A 13,094-nucleotide genomic window follows, 5' to 3' on the forward strand; every position below is an offset into this window, starting at 1 on the left:
GAGCGCGCGGACCGGCCGGAACGGACCGCCAGCCGGGGCTACTGCGCGACGATCTTCCAGTACTGGCCCGAATAATCTCCGGTGGGCGCCAGTCTCACCTGATTGTTCACGCCGTCATTGACGACATCGAGAGACTTGCCTGCTCCCTGCCACTGCGTGGTCATGCGGTAATAGCCGTTGGCCTGACGCTCGACACGCCAGTTCTGCCCGGAATAATTTCCGGTGTCGGCGAGGATCAGCTTTTCGTTGGTCCCGTCATTGACGACATCGAGGGATTTGCCGGCTCCCTGCCACTGGGTCGTCAACCGGTAAAACCCGTCGCCGACGCTTGTGAACTTCCAGTACTGCCCGGAATAGTCGCCCGTGTCGGCGAGAATGAGCTGATCATTGGCCCCGTCATTGACAACATCGAGCGACTTGCCATCGCCCTGCCACTCGGTCGTGAGCCTGTAATACTGGCCATCGTCAAACTCCTGAGCTTGCGCGGAAGACGGGGCAGAGATCACGAGTGAGGCGAACATCCCCAGCGCGAGCCACATGGACTTGCGCCAGGCTTTGGAAGGATTGGCGAAATGTGCATCAGAATATTCATTGTGCATCAAAATTTTCTTTCATTGGCCGGATCTAAAAACTCAGTCTATTCATTATGTTGCGGCATGGTCAAACGGATTGTGTCTGCAGTATTGTTTGCGCGCCCGACGTGATTTTTTCCGGGGATCGAGCGCGTGGCCACCGGGCACCGATGCCCTGCCTCGCGCGACATGCCGCGGCGGACGGCGGCTGTCCTCAATGCCGCTTCGGCATGATGAACGGGTATTACGGCTTGCCGGCAGCGGGGATCGATCCCGTCGCGGGCTCCGGGGCCAGGTTCGCTGCATCACACTCCGGCATGCGCGAAAGCATCCAGTCGCGCGACGGCCGGACCGTTTCGGGCAGATCCTGCAGCACGTCATCGACCACTTCAGCGGAGACCGCGCTCACCTCGCAGCCATAGGCTTCAAGCGTGCCGTCCGGATTGTCTTCCTTCCACTCGAGATAGTCCTCGCGCTCGAAGGCGACCGCTGCCGCAATTCCGGCAACAGGAATGACCACCAGCGCCCGGCGCAGCCGCGCCTTGGCCTTTGTGCGCAGGACCGCCGCGGCGATGGCCTTGCGGTTGGCGATGGCCGCGGCGGCAGCGCTCGCGGTCATTGTCGTCACCTGCGCGGTGAGCGAAATCGCCCAGAGGCCCATGCTGACTGCGGTTGTCGCCAGCGACACGATCAGCACACCGACAAAGGCAGTGGTCCGCATCAGTTTCAAGATCCTGATCATGATGTTCCGCCCGGACGGTGCATCGCCCGGCTCCCTGATCTTGCGCGGAGGATCCGCGTCACGCGCGTTTCCGCGCTATGCACCGGAACTGTGGCGTCAAATCGGCGTGCAGCGGGACTGGACGCGGCGCGGGCGCGGCGCCTCACTCGCCGGCGTCATCGGGCTTGCCGCGCAGGCCATAGCTCTGGAAGCCCGCCCGCATCACCGGCTTCCGCGACGACAGCACGCCCGAATTGACGCCATTCCAGCCGATCTCGCCCGAAAGCCTTGCATATTCGATCTTCGGGCAGCGGTTCATCACCACCTTGATGCCGGCGGCCTCGGCGCGTGCCGCGGCCGCGTCGTGGCGCACGGTCAACTGCATCCAGATCACCTTCGGCAGCGGATCTAGCGCAAGCGTCTCCTCGACGATGGCCGGCACCGCGTCGGAGGCGCGGAAGATGTCGACCATGTCGATGGGTTCTGGAATATCGGCGAGCTTCGCATAGGCCGTCTGGCCGAGAATCTGCTTGCCCGTCTGACCGGGATTGACCGGGATCACCCGGTAGCCCTTGGCGAGCATGTATTTCATCACGAAAAAGCTCGGGCGCACCTCGTTGGCCGAAGCGCCGACCACGGCAATGGTTTTCACCGATCGCAGGATGCCGGAAATGTAGGAATTGTCGTACTGGTCGTGGTTCATCGGCGGCCTGTCCAGCGGGAGGTCAGGCGTCGTTGTCGCAATGGCGAGGGCCTGCGTCAAGCCGCCGGTCTTGCCGACGATCAAACCCGCGACACATTGCAGGGACAGACTGGACCTGAGACCCTTGCTGGAGAAACCGTCATGTTCCCTTGTCCCCCTGCCCGTACACCGCTCGCCGGCGCAGCGCTTATGGGCGTTGTCCTGGCTTTGAGCAGTGGCCCGGCCCATGCGATCAGCCGCATCGAGACCACCTCGACCCAGTGCAGCGCGATCCGTGCGGCGCTTGTCCGCGAGGGTGAGGCGATCCTGCGCCACACGTCAAAGCGCGGCCTGCCGATCTATGACCGCTATGTCAGCTCCTCGCTGCTCTGCCCCGGAAACACGATCGGCGTCTGGGCCAGCGTCCCCGCGCGCGACACCAATGCCTGCCGCGTGATCGCCTGCGACGCCAATGCCAGCGAAGACGACACCTTCTTCCGCACCCGGCCGCTGCTCAGGATCACGCAGTAGAGCAGCCGAAGCCGGTCAGTCCGGCAGGATCATGTGGCCGTCGTCGCCCAGCGGCATGAACGGATTGTGCGCCAGTTCCCACAGATGCCCGTCGGGATCGGCGAAATAGCCTGAATAGCCGCCCCAGAACACCTCGTGCGGCTTCTTGACCGGGCGCGCGCCGCAGCCGACGGCAAAATCCCAGGCGGCATCCACCTCCTCCCGCGAGTCCAGGTTCTGGGCGAGCGACATGCCTTCGAAGGCCTGCGGGCGGGTGGGCGCGACCCCCGCATCGGCGGCCAGCGCATCACGGCCGAACAGGCCCAGCACGGCGCCGCTCATGTGGAAGAAGCTGACGCTGTCATTGGAGGCGGAGGAGCGCTTGAACCCGAGCTTCTCGTAAAACGCGGTCGAAGCGGCGACATCGGCGACGCCGAGCGTGATCAGGGTAATGCGCGGGGCGAGCGTCATGGAGGCTTCCTTCTGCGAACGGCCGGGTCGCTGATGCCGTCATTGCGTGGATCTGACGGGCGTCAGCGGAAATGGAACATTTCATGAACATATGAAGTGCGCCCTGTCCTGTCAACGGGCCTGCCGGCACGTTCCAAGCCGCGGGTGCGCGGCTACTCCCCGGTCCATTCCGGTTTGCGCTTGCCGATGAAGGCGCCGATGCCCTCCTCGGCGTCGCGGGCCAGCATGTTCTCGACCATCACGCTGGCGGTGTACTCATAGGCGTCCTCAAGCGACATCTCGGCCTGGCGGTAGAACGCTTCCTTGCCGATCTTCACCGTCAAAGGCGATTTGGACGCAATGGTTTCGGCGTATTTCATGACAATCTGATTCAGGTACTGGCGCGGCATGATCCGGTTGATCAGGCCGAATTCGCGCGCGGTCGAGGCGTCGATGGTCTCGCCGGTGAGCAGCATCTCCATGGCCTGCTTGCGGTGGACGTTGCGGGACAGCGCCACCATCGGGGTCGAGCAGAACAGCCCGATATTGACGCCCGGGGTGCAGAAGGTGGAGGTGTCGGTGCACATAGCCAGGTCGCAGGAGGCCACCAACTGGCAGCCGGCGGCGGTGGCGAGACCATCGACCTCGGCGATCACCGGCACCGGCAGATGCACGATCGTCTGCATGAGTTCCGCGCAGAGCTTCATCGTGCGGGCGAAGAACGCCCTGCCCCGGTCCTCGTCGGCGCGGTGCAGCGTCAGTTCCTTGAGGTCATGGCCGGCGGAGAACAGCTTGCCCGGCGTGGCCGCGGCCAGGACCACCACGCGGATGAACCTGTCCTCACGGGTCGCGTCGAGCGCGTCCTTGAGCGCCTGCATCATCGCCATCGACAGCGCGTTGGCCGGCGGATTGTTCATCTCCAGCCGCAGCACGTGGCCCAGCCGTTCCACCTTGACCAGGGCGCCCGGCCCGTCCTGCTTCATCTCGACCACGTTCATCCGCACTGTTCCCTCGACAAGTCCTGCCCCAGTCTAGCGCGCCTGGCTGATGGCGGGAACCCCGTCCGGCCGCGGCGCGCATTGACCGCACCGGCGATTTCCGCGATTTTGCCGGCGGAGAGATTCTTTGCGGGAGGAAAGACGACCGGTGGCGGCTGCGCCATCAGACCTTGCGGGCAGCCGTGCCCGCCCCGCTCCCAGTCGCCAAGCCCATGCCCAAACATGACAGGACCCCGCCCATGCAAACACCGGCCACGCCCGTGATGTCCGCCGCCGACGTCTCCGCCTATCTCGACGAGGTGTTCCCGCAGGTCAAGACCAACGGCGACGACATCCGCGTGATCGAGGTGACTCCGGGCCGCGCGCTGGTCCGTCTGCAGGCGGGGGAAAAGCACCTTCGTCCCGGCGGCACCGTCAGCGGGCCGACCCTGTTCATGCTGGCAGATGTCGGCGCCTATGCGGTGATCCTCGCGCATATCGGCCGCGTCGCGCTGGCGGTGACGACTAACCTCAACATCAACTTCCTCAAGAAACCCGAACCCGGGCCGCTCGACGCCACCGCCACCATCCTCAAGCTCGGCAAGCGCCTGGTCGTGACCGACATCGCCATCGGCGATTCCGGCGGCGACCTGGTCGCGCACGCGACCGCCACCTACTCGATTCCGCCGCGCGGCTGAGACAAAAGACGCGAAATCATACGGTATAATAATACCGTATTGCCAAGCCATTGTTTCAAATGGGTTACTTTATAGGGTGACCCGCGACGGCTGCTTGACGGGTTTTGGCGCCTCGCCTATAAGCCAGCCAGCGTCCGCACCCTTCAAGGGCGCGGCGCGTCCGTTGCCCGGGATGATCGTTCCGGAGCAACCCAAGCAACAAGAAACGTCCGGCCTTCGGCTTACGCCGATCCGGATCCTGAATGAAGAGAGACCTCAAATGAAAACCTTCTCGCAGAAGCCTGCAGAGGTGGATAAGAAGTGGGTGATTATCGACGCCACCGATCTCGTCGTCGGCCGTCTCGCCACCATTATCGCCAACATCCTGCGCGGCAAGCACAAAGTCACCTACACCCCTCACGTTGACGATGGCGACAATGTCGTGGTCATCAACGCCGAGAAGGCAGTGCTGACCGGCAACAAGTATGCCGACAAGAAATACTACTGGCACACCGGCTATCCCGGCGGCATCAAGGAGCGTACCGCGCGCCAGATTTTCGAAGGACGCTTTCCGGAGCGGATCATCGAGAAGGCTGTCGAGCGCATGGTTCCCCGCGGCCCGCTCGGCCGGCGCCAGATGAAGAACCTGCGCGTTTACGCCGGGTCCACGCATCCGCATGAAGCGCAGCAGCCGACCGTTCTCGACGTCGCCTCGCTCAATCCCAAGAACAAAAGGAGCGCCTGACAATGGCTGAACTCAATTCACTTGAGGAGCTCGGCGCATCGGCAGCCGCTGCCCCGGCCCAGCCGGCAGCTCCCGTCCATGTCCGCAAGGTCGACGATCTCGGCCGCTCCTACGCCACCGGCAAGCGCAAGAACGCGATCGCCCGCGTCTGGGTCAAGCCCGGCACCGGCAAGATCACCGTCAACGGCCGCGATTTCGTCAAGTACTTCGCCCGTCCCGTGCTGCAGATGGTTGTCCAGCAGCCGGTCGTCGCCGCTGCCCGCCAGGGCCAGTTCGACGTCGTCTGCACGGTCACCGGCGGCGGCCTCTCCGGCCAGGCCGGCGCGGTGCGCCACGGCGTCTCCAAGGCGCTCACCTATTACGAGCCGGGCCTGCGCGCGGTTCTCAAGAAGGGCGGCTTCCTCACCCGCGACAGCCGCGTGGTCGAGCGCAAGAAGTACGGCAAGGCCAAGGCCCGCCGCTCGTTCCAGTTCTCCAAGCGCTAATCCGCGCCCGGATCATCTGGACTGTTCCAGGGAGGCTCCTCGCGGAGCCTCCCTTTTTCGTGGCCCGTTACTGGGTGAAGAACTCGGACTTCCGACCCCAGGCCAGCCCGTCATAATTGCTGAAGGTGCGGTGGCCGATCCACTCCTCATTGGCGACCACGCTTGCGAAGTCGAAATTGTAGCCGCTGCCTTCGCCCATGATGTCGACCTTGGGCGCGTCAGGCGACGGCGCCGCGAACAGGAAGGTTCCCTCTTTCTTGGCGAAGTGGTTGCGGCCCAGCCCGCTGAGCTGCGGCGGGGTGCGCACCATTTCCATGTAGCGATCTGCCTTGACGCCGCGTGTCGCCTCGACGGAAGTGGCCGAATGGATCTGATCCAGGATGGTCCACGCGCCCAGCGCCGCGTTCACCTGCTGATCCTCCTGGCCGTAGACCACCGTCGGATAGGCGAAGGACTGGCCGGATCCCGAGCCGCCTGACCCGGAGATGATGGCGCCGATGCCGCGCGCCATGGTGTGCCCGGAGACAGTGTTGACTTCGTCGATGAAGGCGACGGAGCGCGGCGAGATCGCATTGCTGCTTGCATTGGGATCGGAATAGAAGACCCCGACCTGGTCGTTCTCATCGGAGAAATAGGCATTGGCGACCGCGGCGCCAAACCGGCGGAACCCCATGAAGACGAACCTGTAGTCGATGTCGTGCTCCAGTTCCTTCTGCGCGAAATAGAGCTGCCGGCAGAACGGGCACCAGGGTGCGGCGACCACGTAGAGGGCGCGACTGCCGTTTCTGTTGGTCGAGAGCCAGATGCTCTTTTCCAGATTGTCGTGGATGACTTGGGCGGTGAAATCCATGTCCGAGGCCGCGAGGGCCGACTTGGGCAAAACCGCAAGGGCGGCCGTGCCGACAAGGAAATTGCGTCTGGTGAAAATCATGATCTGGAACTCCGAATTCTGATGCAATTAGCGTGTGTCTTTAAATACCCGGTGATGAAGCGAGCACAGCCGGAATGGACGACGGGACCCGGCGCCAAAGGCGCCGCAGTCGAGGGGCCGGCACCGGCCCCTCGCGACGCACGTCTACAGTTCAGGTGCCGCACCGGTCGCGCCGGAAACACTGTCGAAAAGCTGTTTGAGTTTCGCGTACTCCCCTGCCGACCAGGTCCGCCAGAAACCGTCCCAGATCTCGTCCGGATCCATGACGAACACGTTCAGGCCGGTGGCGATGCCGCTGTTGATGCCCGTCTGGATGCGGATATCAGCGGTCGGGCCGCAATAGGGGTTGGCACCGCTCCGGAGCGAGGATTCCCGGAAACTGATCGAGAACGGCAGCTGCTGCAGGGAGCCTTCCGCGCACCGCTGCCGCCGGTCGTCATAGGTGGTCAGGTTCTCGCCGTTGCGGTCCCAGGCGCGATCTTCGCCCATGGACAGGATCGGGCCATACTTGTCCTTCAAGGCGCGCACGAGGGTGAGTTCGGACACGTTCTGGTCCTCCGGAATTTTCCAGTTCCGCGAGATCAGCGCGGCGCGGTTCCCATTCTCCTCGCCCTTGACGTTGGGCGAATACTGGACCGTGAAGACGTCGCCCCACTCGTCCCCGTCCTGCTGGCGGACATAAGAGCGCGTCTCCAGTGACCAGGACTCGTCCCTGGCCTGGACGACCTGGGTCCAGTCGGGCATCGGCGCATAGCCTGTCTTCTCAAGCGATGCCTCGACGGCGTCCTGCGCCATGCCGGTGGCGACGCCCAGGACATCGAGCCCTTCGACCGACGCGCGGCGATCGGCATCGCGGAGCGGCCGCAGGCCAGCGCTCAGTTCTGCATTGTCAAGGAAGGACGCATTCGTGAATGTGAGTTCCGCCGCATCCGGTCCCGTGCGCTTGAACCCCACGGAAAAGTCCACCGGACACTCTTCCGGCGTGCCGTGGGATCCGTTCAACAGCAGATCAAAATCACCGGTGACCGATGCATCGAACACATACTGGCAGTTGGCGAATTTGACGGGTTCCCACCCGCGAAAATCGATCTCCAACTGGCCGACGTCGCGAATCACGTGCAATTCCAGACTGATTTTTTCGGACCTGCCGCGGCTGTAGCCCCCTCCCCAGACGCCTTGGCGATTGAGGACATCATCGTTCTGCGCCTGTGCCGCGACCGGCGAATGCGAAAAAGCCGCCAAGGCGAAGCCCATGATAAGACAATCAATTCTCATTTCATACCTTCCTAAAATAAACGCACCTGACAAGGTAACGTCTATCGCCGGAGGGTCAATACTTGAAAGACCGGGGCCCGTTCGGACGGCGCCGGACCCCGCCCATGCGTCGAGGGCGAGAGGCCGGACCTATTCCGCCGCGTCCACGGCGGCGCCCGGCAAGGTTGCGGCCGGCGCTCGGCTTCGCAGCCGGCGCAGGGTCCAGCGCGACAGTGGCCGCTCGACAAGCGTGTAGTATCCGCCCGCCACCAGGAAGGCCACGGCCGTCATGATCAGGTAATGCGCCTGCCAGGGCAGTTCATTGAGCGGCGCGGTCGGAATGGCGTATTTGACGTAGAAGGTGATCACGAAGACGTGGGTGAGATAGACCGCATAGGACCAGTCGCCCAGGCGCGCCAGAAACGGGCTCCTGAAGGTCAGCGCGCCGAGCCCGCCATAGAGCACTGCTGCCGCCGGCACGCCCCAGAACAAGGGACGCCAGTCCACCAGCGGCCTCTCCCATTGCGCCACCAAGAGCACCACACCGAGCGAAAACACCGTCAGCGGCGCAAATCCGAAGCCCGCGCTTCCGGTCTCTTTCCAGGTCCGGAAGATGAGAATGCCGAACACGAATTCGAGCAGGATCGGGTCGGTGTAGAAGGCGAGGCTCGGATGCGCCGGATCGAGCGCGATCCCGGCCAGGACGACGCCCAGGATCACGCCGGAGGCGATCAGCAGCCGGCGGTCGGCAAACAGCCCGGCGGTGACGGCGACGATGGCGTAGAAAAAGATCTCGTAGTTCAGGGTCCAGCCAACGACCAGCAGCGGCGTGGTCGACCCGCTGCCCACGTCGGCGGCGACGAAGAACAGCGAGGCCAGAAGATGCCCGACATCCGCCGTCGTCGAGTGAAACAGGCTCGGCGCCAGCGCCGCCAGCGCGAATACAAAAAAGGTGATCACCCAATAGGCCGGCGCCACACGGGCGATGCGGCGGATCCAGTACTCCCTGCCGTCAAAGCGGCCCGGCCGGTCGACGATCATCGCCATGATGAAGCCGGAGATGACGAAGAACAGATCGACGCCGGCCGCGCCGACGTGATCGACACGCCGCGGGTCGAGCCCCCATGTCTCCTGGGACAGCACCGAGACATGGAAGAACATGACGACGAGCGCCGCCGCCGCGCGAAGATACTGCACGGGGTAGAGTGTCTCTGACTGGCGCGCAGGCACGGGTGGGGCGGTCAATGTCGTGTCCAAGTGGTGGCCGCCTTTTCATACCACTCCGCCGCCCGCGCCGCGGCCTTAATCGGCTTTTAACCTTAATGGCAGCGCCGGGGGCTGCCGGCCCGGCTTTATCATGACGGCCTGATGGGTTAGACACGTCCGGCAATCCTTGACCCCCGGGAGCCGGACCATGGCCAACACATCCATCGACCACGCCTTCACCGCCGGTTCGCTCACCGAGCGGGCGAGCGACCCGACCTATGCGGGCGCGCTGTCGTTCATGCGGCGCAGATACACCAAGTCGCTCGAGGGCGCCGACGCCGTGGTCTGGGGCATTCCCTTCGACGCCGCCGTCTCCAACCGTCCCGGCGCGCGCTTCGGCCCGCAGGCGATAAGGCGCGCCTCGGCGATCATGGACAACGATCCGCAATACCCCTTCGAGCGCGATTTGTTCGAAGCCATGGCGGTGATCGATTACGGCGACTGCCTGCTCGACTACGGCAACCACCAGGAAACACCGGCCACGATCGAACGCGAAGCCACCAGGATCCTTGACTCCGGCGCGTTCCTCCTCAGCCTGGGCGGCGATCATTTCGTCACCTGGCCGCTGCTCAAGGCGCATGCAGCCAGGCACGGGCCGCTGGCGCTGGTGCAGTTCGACGCGCACCAGGACACCTGGTTCGACGACGGCACGCGCATCGACCACGGCTCCTTCGTCGGCCGCGCCGTGCGCGATCGTGTGATCGATCCCACCCGGTCGATCCAGGTCGGGATCCGGACCCACGCGCCCGAGGATTGCGGCATCCGCATTCTTTACGGCCATGAAGTCGAGGACATGACGGCCACGCAGATCGCCCAGACGATCCTCGAGCATGTCGGCGACGCGCCCTGCTACGTGACCTTCGACATCGACTGCCTCGACCCGGCGTTTGCGCCCGGGACCGGCACGCCGGTGGCCGGAGGCCCCTCGAGCGCGAGGATGCTTTCGGTGCTGCAGAAGCTCGGGGCACTTGATATCAAGGGGGCGGATATTGTAGAAGTGGCGCCAGCCTATGATCACGCGGACATCACCGCGATAGCCGGAGCCTCCGTCGCCATGCATTATCTGGGACTTCTCGCAGAACGCCGCACGCGACGATAATCGCGCGAGCCACATGAACGGCTTCGGAAATAGAGTCCGGAGCGCTGCACAAGTCCCTGATATTCAAGCATGAACGGAGAAGCCCGATGGCTCCCAAGATTTTTATTGACGGCGAACACGGAACCACTGGCCTGCAGATCGTCTCGCGGCTGCAGAACCGGAGCGACATCGAGCTGATGTCGATGCCGGCCGAGCAGCGGCGGGATCCGGAGGTGCGCAAGGCCTTCCTGCGCGAGGCCGACATCGCCATCCTGTGCCTGCCCGACGATGCGGCGCGGGAAGCGGTGGCGCTGGCGGCGGACGCCGGGACAAGGTTCATCGACGCATCGACCGCCCACCGGACCCATCCCGACTGGACCTTCGGCTTCGCCGAACTCTCCGACGGCCAGGCGGCGCGGATCGCCTCGGCCCAGTTCGTGTCCAATCCGGGCTGCTATTCGACCGGCTCGATCGCGCTGATCGCGCCCCTGGTCGCGGCCGGCCTCCTGCCGGCGGACTATCCGGTGACCATCAACGCCGTGTCGGGCTATACCGGCGGCGGCAAGCAGATGATCGCCCAGATGGAGGATTCGTCGCGCGACGACGCGATTGTGTCCGCCTATTTCGCCTATGCGCTGACGCTCGCCCACAAGCATGTGCCGGAGATCATGGCCCATACCGGGATCACGCGGCGGCCGGTGTTCACGCCGGCGGTCGGGCGCTTCGCCCAGGGCATGCTGGTCAATGTGCCGCTGCATCTCGACCTGATGACCGGGGCTCCGTCGATGGCCGATGTCCGGGCGGCGCTCGCGGCCCATTACGGCGACGGCGGGCTCGTGGAAGTGGTTTCGCTGGCGGGCGCCCCCACGCCGCGGCTCGACCCTGAGGAACTGGCAGGCACCGACCGCATGAAGCTCTATGTCTGCGGAACCGAAGGCGCCGGCCAGGTCAATCTGGTGGCCTCGCTCGACAATCTCGGCAAGGGCGCTTCAGGGGCGGCGGTGCAGAACCTCAACCTGATGATCGCCGGCTGACACGCAGGCAGGCTTCTCCGGCGACCTCGCGCATCCTGCCGGATGCGCGGCGCTCCGGTCAGGTCCTGACTTCGACGGAGGTCGCCAGCGGATAGGCGCCGTGGAAGCCGCGCCAATGGGCGACGGCGAAGCCGAGCACGATCACGGCCCAGCCCTGGTGGAGCAGCGCCCAGCCGAGCGGCACCTGGGTGAGGATCACCGTGATGCCGATCAACGCCTGGATGGTCACAAGCGCGAACAGCACGATGGCGCGGCGGCAATGGGTGGTGCCCGGGCCGCGCGCGATCGCCGCCAGCATGTGCCACAGCGCCGCCGCGAAGATCAGGTAGCCGCCCAGCCGGTGGACGAACTGCACGGTGAGTTCGTTCTCGAAGAAGTTGCGCCAGGCCGGGGAGATCTCCATCAGTCCCGGCGGCACAAGCGCGCCGTTCATCAGCGGCCAGGTGCTGGAGGCGAGACCGGCGTCGAGGCCGGCGACGAGGCCGCCCAGGTAGATCTGCACCAGCACCAATCCCGCCAGGACCCCTGCCCCGCGTCTCAGGCCGTCGCTCGGCGCCGGATCGGCCGAATGCGGCGCGAGCCCGCGCATCACCCAGACGATGGCCGCGAAGATCAGGCAGGCGAGCGTGAGATGGGTGGCGAGCCGGTACTGGCTCACGTCGACGCGGTCGACCAGGCCCGAGGCCACCATCCACCAGCCCACCGCGCCCTGCAGCCCGCCCAGAACGAGAAGCCCGAACAGCGGCCAGCGCAGCCGTTTCTCAACCCGTCCCGTGACAAGAAAGAACACGAAGGGCACCGCAAACAGGATGCCGACGCCGCGCGCGAGAAACCGGTGCGCCCACTCCCACCAGTAGATGCGCTTGAATTCGTCGAGGCTCATGCCCTTGTTGACGATCTGGTATTCCGGGATCTGGCGGTAGAGCTCCAGCTCCTCCTGCCACTCCGCCTCGCCCATCGGCGGGATGACGCCGTGGATCGGCTTCCATTCGGTGATCGACAGGCCGGAATCGGTCAATCGCGTGGCGCCGCCGACCAGGACGAGAGCGAAGATGGCCAGAAGCACCAGCCCCAGCCAGGCGCGCTGCGCCGCGCGGTTGCGGCGAACCCGCTGTTCGGCGGCGAGAACCTCGCCGGTCCGGGGCGATGGCGTCGCTCCGAACCCGGCGGGCTGGCCGTTGCTCTGCGAGAAAATGGAACTGGTGGTCATCGGCGATGTCTTCCCTTGAACTTTGGCAGACATGTGCACCACACCCCTTTGCAAGGCAAGGGCCGCGGCTTTGCGTCATGCGGTCGCGGCGGCGAAGGCGGTCCTGTCTTCGCTTGCGTTCAGCGCCAAAGCCGCTATTCAGGTCGCAAACATGAAAGAAGGCCTGACCATGCCTGTCCGCCTCAGGAAGTTCATCGGAACGCTCATCATCATCGCGCTGGTGGTGCTCTACGCGCTTGTCGCCACGACCGTGGCGACCCTGAAGCTGGCCGAGTCCGCCTGGTACATCCACCTGCTTTATTTTCTGTTCACCGGCGTGCTCTGGGTCGTTCCGGCGATGGTCGTCATCCGCTGGATGGAAGGCTCGAAGCGGAACAAGTCGCCCTGACATCGGGCCGCGCCCCCTTCCCGTCGCAGCCCGCGTTGACCGGCCGTTAACCCAAGCCCCGGCTTTTTCCGCCCGGGCGTTGGTTTTAACCAGAATCTTGAGAGACAGGCGTCA

Annotated in this window: 16 protein-coding genes; 7 read left to right on the plus strand and 9 right to left on the minus strand. The window is 64.7% G+C overall.

Features of this window, described 5'->3' with window-relative positions:
• Nucleotides 1–38: 38 nt before the first annotated feature.
• From LL06_RS14105 to LL06_RS14115, 3 genes are all read right to left on the minus strand, one after another.
• Nucleotides 39–599, minus strand: coding sequence for an RICIN domain-containing protein (locus LL06_RS14105; protein ID WP_052161578.1), 561 nt, complete (start codon nt 597–599; stop codon nt 39–41).
• Between the two features lie 217 nt (nt 600–816).
• Nucleotides 817–1,314, minus strand: a complete 498-nt coding sequence (locus tag LL06_RS14110) for a hypothetical protein (RefSeq protein ID WP_052161579.1) — start codon at nt 1,312–1,314, stop codon at nt 817–819.
• A gap of 142 nt (nt 1,315–1,456) precedes the next feature.
• Nucleotides 1,457–1,996, minus strand: coding sequence for a CoA-binding protein (locus LL06_RS14115; RefSeq protein ID WP_035528017.1), 540 nt, complete (start codon nt 1,994–1,996; stop codon nt 1,457–1,459).
• A 207-nt stretch (nt 1,997–2,203) separates the two neighbouring features.
• On the opposite strand from LL06_RS14115, the gene LL06_RS14120 reads away from it, so the two are divergent.
• A complete protein-coding gene (locus LL06_RS14120) occupies nt 2,204–2,506 on the plus strand; it encodes a hypothetical protein (protein ID WP_244447136.1) in 303 nt (100 codons plus the stop codon).
• Nucleotides 2,507–2,521: 15 nt separating this feature from the next.
• On the opposite strand, the gene LL06_RS14125 is transcribed toward LL06_RS14120, so the two are convergent.
• Nucleotides 2,522–2,956, minus strand: a complete 435-nt coding sequence (locus LL06_RS14125; RefSeq protein WP_035527987.1) for a VOC family protein — start codon at nt 2,954–2,956, stop codon at nt 2,522–2,524.
• A gap of 152 nt (nt 2,957–3,108) precedes the next feature.
• Nucleotides 3,109–3,918, minus strand: a complete 810-nt coding sequence (locus LL06_RS14130) for an enoyl-CoA hydratase (RefSeq protein ID WP_052161580.1) — start codon at nt 3,916–3,918, stop codon at nt 3,109–3,111.
• Nucleotides 3,919–4,172: 254 nt separating this feature from the next.
• Between LL06_RS14130 and LL06_RS14135 the strand changes: the two genes are divergently transcribed.
• From LL06_RS14135 to rpsI, 3 genes are all read left to right on the plus strand, one after another.
• On the plus strand, nt 4,173–4,610 hold the full coding sequence (locus LL06_RS14135; protein ID WP_035527992.1) for a PaaI family thioesterase: 438 nt from the start codon (nt 4,173–4,175) through the stop codon (nt 4,608–4,610).
• A 259-nt stretch (nt 4,611–4,869) separates the two neighbouring features.
• The gene (gene rplM, locus LL06_RS14140; RefSeq protein ID WP_035527994.1) at nt 4,870–5,334 is read left to right on the plus strand and encodes a 50S ribosomal protein L13; all 465 of its coding nucleotides are present in this window, start codon (nt 4,870–4,872) and stop codon (nt 5,332–5,334) included.
• A gap of 2 nt (nt 5,335–5,336) precedes the next feature.
• On the plus strand, nt 5,337–5,819 hold the full coding sequence (gene rpsI, locus LL06_RS14145; protein WP_035527997.1) for a 30S ribosomal protein S9: 483 nt from the start codon (nt 5,337–5,339) through the stop codon (nt 5,817–5,819).
• Between the two features lie 67 nt (nt 5,820–5,886).
• Here rpsI and LL06_RS14150 read toward each other — a convergent pair whose 3' ends face one another.
• The 3 genes from LL06_RS14150 to LL06_RS14160 form a co-directional block, all read right to left on the minus strand.
• Nucleotides 5,887–6,750, minus strand: coding sequence for a hypothetical protein (locus tag LL06_RS14150; RefSeq protein ID WP_152599619.1), 864 nt, complete (start codon nt 6,748–6,750; stop codon nt 5,887–5,889).
• A gap of 144 nt (nt 6,751–6,894) precedes the next feature.
• Nucleotides 6,895–8,025 (minus strand): hypothetical protein, encoded by a 1,131-nt coding sequence (locus tag LL06_RS14155; protein WP_152599620.1) that lies wholly within the window; start codon nt 8,023–8,025, stop codon nt 6,895–6,897.
• A 129-nt stretch (nt 8,026–8,154) separates the two neighbouring features.
• Entirely contained in the window at nt 8,155–9,249 is a 1,095-nt protein-coding gene (locus LL06_RS14160; RefSeq protein WP_152599621.1) for an acyltransferase, read from the minus strand.
• A 169-nt stretch (nt 9,250–9,418) separates the two neighbouring features.
• Between LL06_RS14160 and speB the strand changes: the two genes are divergently transcribed.
• A complete protein-coding gene (speB, locus tag LL06_RS14165) occupies nt 9,419–10,369 on the plus strand; it encodes an agmatinase (protein WP_035528006.1) in 951 nt (316 codons plus the stop codon).
• 86 nt (nt 10,370–10,455) lie between these two features.
• Nucleotides 10,456–11,382: an N-acetyl-gamma-glutamyl-phosphate reductase gene (argC, locus tag LL06_RS14170; RefSeq protein ID WP_035528009.1), complete on the plus strand. Its 927-nt coding sequence runs from the start codon at nt 10,456–10,458 to the stop codon at nt 11,380–11,382.
• A 58-nt stretch (nt 11,383–11,440) separates the two neighbouring features.
• Here argC and LL06_RS14175 read toward each other — a convergent pair whose 3' ends face one another.
• The gene (locus LL06_RS14175; protein WP_081963973.1) at nt 11,441–12,592 is read right to left on the minus strand and encodes a COX15/CtaA family protein; all 1,152 of its coding nucleotides are present in this window, start codon (nt 12,590–12,592) and stop codon (nt 11,441–11,443) included.
• Nucleotides 12,593–12,761: 169 nt separating this feature from the next.
• On the opposite strand from LL06_RS14175, the gene LL06_RS14180 reads away from it, so the two are divergent.
• Nucleotides 12,762–12,980 carry a DUF2842 domain-containing protein gene (locus LL06_RS14180; RefSeq protein ID WP_035528023.1) on the plus strand — a complete coding sequence of 73 codons (219 nt, stop codon included), beginning with the start codon at nt 12,762–12,764 and terminating at the stop codon, nt 12,978–12,980.
• Nucleotides 12,981–13,094: the final 114 nt, after the last annotated feature.

It is taken from the genome of Hoeflea sp. BAL378 (assembly GCF_000759435.1).
Taxonomy (GTDB): Bacteria; Pseudomonadota; Alphaproteobacteria; order Rhizobiales; family Rhizobiaceae; genus Hoeflea.

Coding starts and splice junctions, on each gene's coding strand:
- LL06_RS14105 (WP_052161578.1), bottom strand. CDS start 599: ATGCACAATGAATATTCTGATGCACATTTCGCCAATCCTTCCAAAGCC.
- LL06_RS14110 (WP_052161579.1), bottom strand. CDS start 1,314: ATGATCAGGATCTTGAAACTGATGCGGACCACTGCCTTTGTCGGTGTG.
- LL06_RS14115 (WP_035528017.1), bottom strand. CDS start 1,996: ATGAACCACGACCAGTACGACAATTCCTACATTTCCGGCATCCTGCGA.
- LL06_RS14125 (WP_035527987.1), bottom strand. CDS start 2,956: ATGACGCTCGCCCCGCGCATTACCCTGATCACGCTCGGCGTCGCCGAT.
- LL06_RS14130 (WP_052161580.1), bottom strand. CDS start 3,918: ATGAAGCAGGACGGGCCGGGCGCCCTGGTCAAGGTGGAACGGCTGGGC.
- LL06_RS14135 (WP_035527992.1), top strand. CDS start 4,173: ATGCAAACACCGGCCACGCCCGTGATGTCCGCCGCCGACGTCTCCGCC.
- rplM (WP_035527994.1), top strand. CDS start 4,870: ATGAAAACCTTCTCGCAGAAGCCTGCAGAGGTGGATAAGAAGTGGGTG.
- rpsI (WP_035527997.1), top strand. CDS start 5,337: ATGGCTGAACTCAATTCACTTGAGGAGCTCGGCGCATCGGCAGCCGCT.
- LL06_RS14150 (WP_152599619.1), bottom strand. CDS start 6,750: ATGATTTTCACCAGACGCAATTTCCTTGTCGGCACGGCCGCCCTTGCG.
- LL06_RS14155 (WP_152599620.1), bottom strand. CDS start 8,025: ATGAGAATTGATTGTCTTATCATGGGCTTCGCCTTGGCGGCTTTTTCG.
- speB (WP_035528006.1), top strand. CDS start 9,419: ATGGCCAACACATCCATCGACCACGCCTTCACCGCCGGTTCGCTCACC.
- argC (WP_035528009.1), top strand. CDS start 10,456: ATGGCTCCCAAGATTTTTATTGACGGCGAACACGGAACCACTGGCCTG.
- LL06_RS14175 (WP_081963973.1), bottom strand. CDS start 12,592: ATGACCACCAGTTCCATTTTCTCGCAGAGCAACGGCCAGCCCGCCGGG.
- LL06_RS14180 (WP_035528023.1), top strand. CDS start 12,762: ATGCCTGTCCGCCTCAGGAAGTTCATCGGAACGCTCATCATCATCGCG.